Source organism: Acidobacteriota bacterium, from assembly GCA_016196035.1.
Lineage (GTDB): Bacteria > Acidobacteriota > Blastocatellia > RBC074 > RBC074 > JACPYM01.
Window position 1 is genome coordinate 1 of sequence record JACPYM010000046.1, and the last position, 2,633, is coordinate 2,633.

The 2,633-nt window shown below is 60.7% G+C and carries 2 protein-coding genes; one reads left to right on the forward strand and one right to left on the reverse strand.

Translation table 11 applies throughout. The features are described 5' to 3' along the window. Positions 1-337: 337 nt before the first annotated feature. On the reverse strand, positions 338-1,945 hold the full coding sequence (locus HY011_14820; protein MBI3424201.1) for an IS1634 family transposase: 1,608 nt from the start codon (positions 1,943-1,945) through the stop codon (positions 338-340). Between HY011_14820 and HY011_14825 the strand changes: the two genes are divergently transcribed. Further along, positions 1,932-2,321 (forward strand): rhodanese-like domain-containing protein, encoded by a 390-nt coding sequence (locus HY011_14825; GenBank protein ID MBI3424202.1) that lies wholly within the window; start codon positions 1,932-1,934, stop codon positions 2,319-2,321. The genes HY011_14820 and HY011_14825 overlap by 14 nt on opposite strands. The last annotated feature ends 312 nt before the right edge of the window (positions 2,322-2,633 follow it).

The following is a 2,633-nucleotide window of genomic DNA, read 5'->3' on the forward strand; positions in this document are numbered from 1 at the left end:
ATTGCCATTTCACCCATATGGACGCGGCCAGAGGGGAAAGTCTTACTCACCTTACGCAGATTGCGCCGGTGTCACGCTTCGCGCCGCGAACGCGGGAATCCAGTGTCCAAAGGCTGGACACCCGCCAGCCTGCCCCCGTGTAGACGGGGGCGGGTGTGACGGTGCGTAAGATGAGGTCTTACTTACTCATTTTCCGCTCGGTCGGACGGGGGTTTCTTGTGAAGCCCGCCGGACACGCCGAAACTGCGAAGATGGAATGAAATAATGGCTACGTTGAGCGTTTTAGAGCGGCTGTCGCGCCGATCCGGCGAAAGCCGGGAGCGATTCCTGACCGTTTTTATGCCAGTGCGGAAGCGGAAGTCTGGCGCACCTGCTGCGCCAACCCGGTGATAGAGCTTTGCAAGTTGGTCAGGCCGAATGCCTGAAGAATTTGCCGTTGAACCCGCGTCGGCTCACTTAGATGAAAGCGTACTTCCCGTCCGTCGTCAATCTGGACGATACTCACGGTCGCAAAGGCCCGCAGCAAGCGTTGGCCCGTCGGGGTGAGCGTGTCACGCTTCTCGGGCATCAACCCGTCAATGACTTGGCCGGTCTGGGCCACGTGACGGCGCACCTGACGTTCGAGCAAAGCAAAGATCAACGCGGCGAGCATGACGAGAAAGACCAAGGCTTCAATCCGATCGGGCCGCTTGAGCCACAGCGGGCGCACGCGCACCGGCAACTGGTTCAAATCGCGAAAGCACCCTTCGGCATGATGTTGGCCTTTGTAAATCTCCAAAACGGCGGTGGGCGAATGGGTCTCGGCCGGCAGGTTGGTGATCACCGAATACACGCCGTCCCAGCGCGCGTCGGCTTGGAGGGCTTTGCGCTGGAGGGTCCAGGCCATGCGCAGCGGCGCGGTGTGGGCGCGGGTCTTGGTGACCTGCACATGGAAGTAGCGCCCGGCCGGGTTCTGCCGCAGCACCCGCGCCACGCGCTGGCGCACCGTGTCCAGCGTGGTGTAGTCATACTTGTTCAACAGGCCCTGGATCCGCTCCAATTCAGTCTGGAGCCTGGCGAGTTGTTTCTCTCGCTTGAGGCGGGTTTGCTCCGCCTTGCGGCTGCTGCGCACATACAGCCGACGCAGCGCATACTGGGTACCGGTGAGCGGATCCGTCAAGGTGTCTGTGTCGAGAATGACGCTGTACTGGCCGCGCTCCGCTGCGGGCTTGTGTCGGTCGGCCTGGGCCACATACGGCACGGGTTGCCAAGTCGCCCCCTGCCGCCACAGTTTGTCCAGCCGCTCGCGGCGGGCGGCGTGCCACGGTTCGGTCGCCGCAAAGCAATAGTGCCAGCGACACAAGCCGAGCAGGTTCCCGCGCGACGGCAATTTGCTGTCCCCGCCGATGACCAACACCTCGTCCAGCGGCAGGTGGGCGCGCAGTTCACGCAGATCGTCCAGGTAGGTCACATCGTCGGCTTGATTGCCGTCCCCCAGCCCAAACCAGGCGGGCAAACCACCATCGGCACTCACCAATGTCGACAAGCTCAACAACTTGCGATCCACTTGCCCATCTTTGGGCTTGCCGTAGGTGATGCGTGGCACCTCGGGCGGCAACGCCTCTTGCCCCTCATAACTGCCTTCAAAGGCGATCTTGCTCGGGTCGGCGTGCAACGTGCGCAAGTCGAGCCCAAACCGTTGCACCGCCCGGTTCATCACCCAGCCCCAGATCGCCACGCGCTGGGGACGCACGGCGTCCAACATCGCGCCCAGTCGGTCGTCGTTCAACTTCTCCGCCGGCACCCCAAAGAGCGCGGGGACGGCGTTCTCACTTGCCCAGTCGGCAATTTCATAAATCGGCAGGGGCACGCCCTGCAACCGACTGGCAATCACCACCCCGGCCAGTTCCCCATACGGATATTCGCCCGTCTCATTCGGGACCAGAGCATTGATGATCTCGATCACCCCCAATTCATCCAGGAAGGCTTTGATGACCGGCAACGCACCCGCCGGGATCACGTGCACACGTTCGGATGCGGAGGGGGGCGCAGAGGCAGTGGGCATCAACAACTCCGCCAGAAGAGATTATGCCTATCTTACCTCTGAACCCCGCTCCGACCGAGCGGAAAATGAGTATAAAGCCGACAATGAAGTCCCACACGAATGGCGTGATCCGAGTTTAGCGGATCGTTCACGACCAATCATTACCACCTGCGAGACGGGTGAGATGGCTGCGCTAGCGGGCAAGCTCCTCAAGGGTATGGGATTCACAAACGCCCACATTCTAAAGGGCGGCACGGTGGGGTGGAAAGATGCAGGGTACCCAACCCACGCGCCGTAAGTTTTCGGTACTTGCGCCAAATATGAACCTGATGTGCAACTCCGAATCGCACGTTGTGCATGAAAGGCGATGAGACCATGTTTGCGAGAGCGGTGAACATCCAGTTCCAATCGGGCAAAGTGGACGAGGGGACTCGCCTCGTCCAAGATTCGATTGTGCCCGTCTTGAAAGAGCAGAAGGGGTTCAAGGGTCAACTTCTTCTGACTCAGCGCGACACAGTCAAGGCGATCTCAATCAATCTCTGGGAGACGGAAGGGGACCTGACCGCGTTTGAGACAAGCCCCCTGTACCGCGAGTTGATGGGCAAACTGG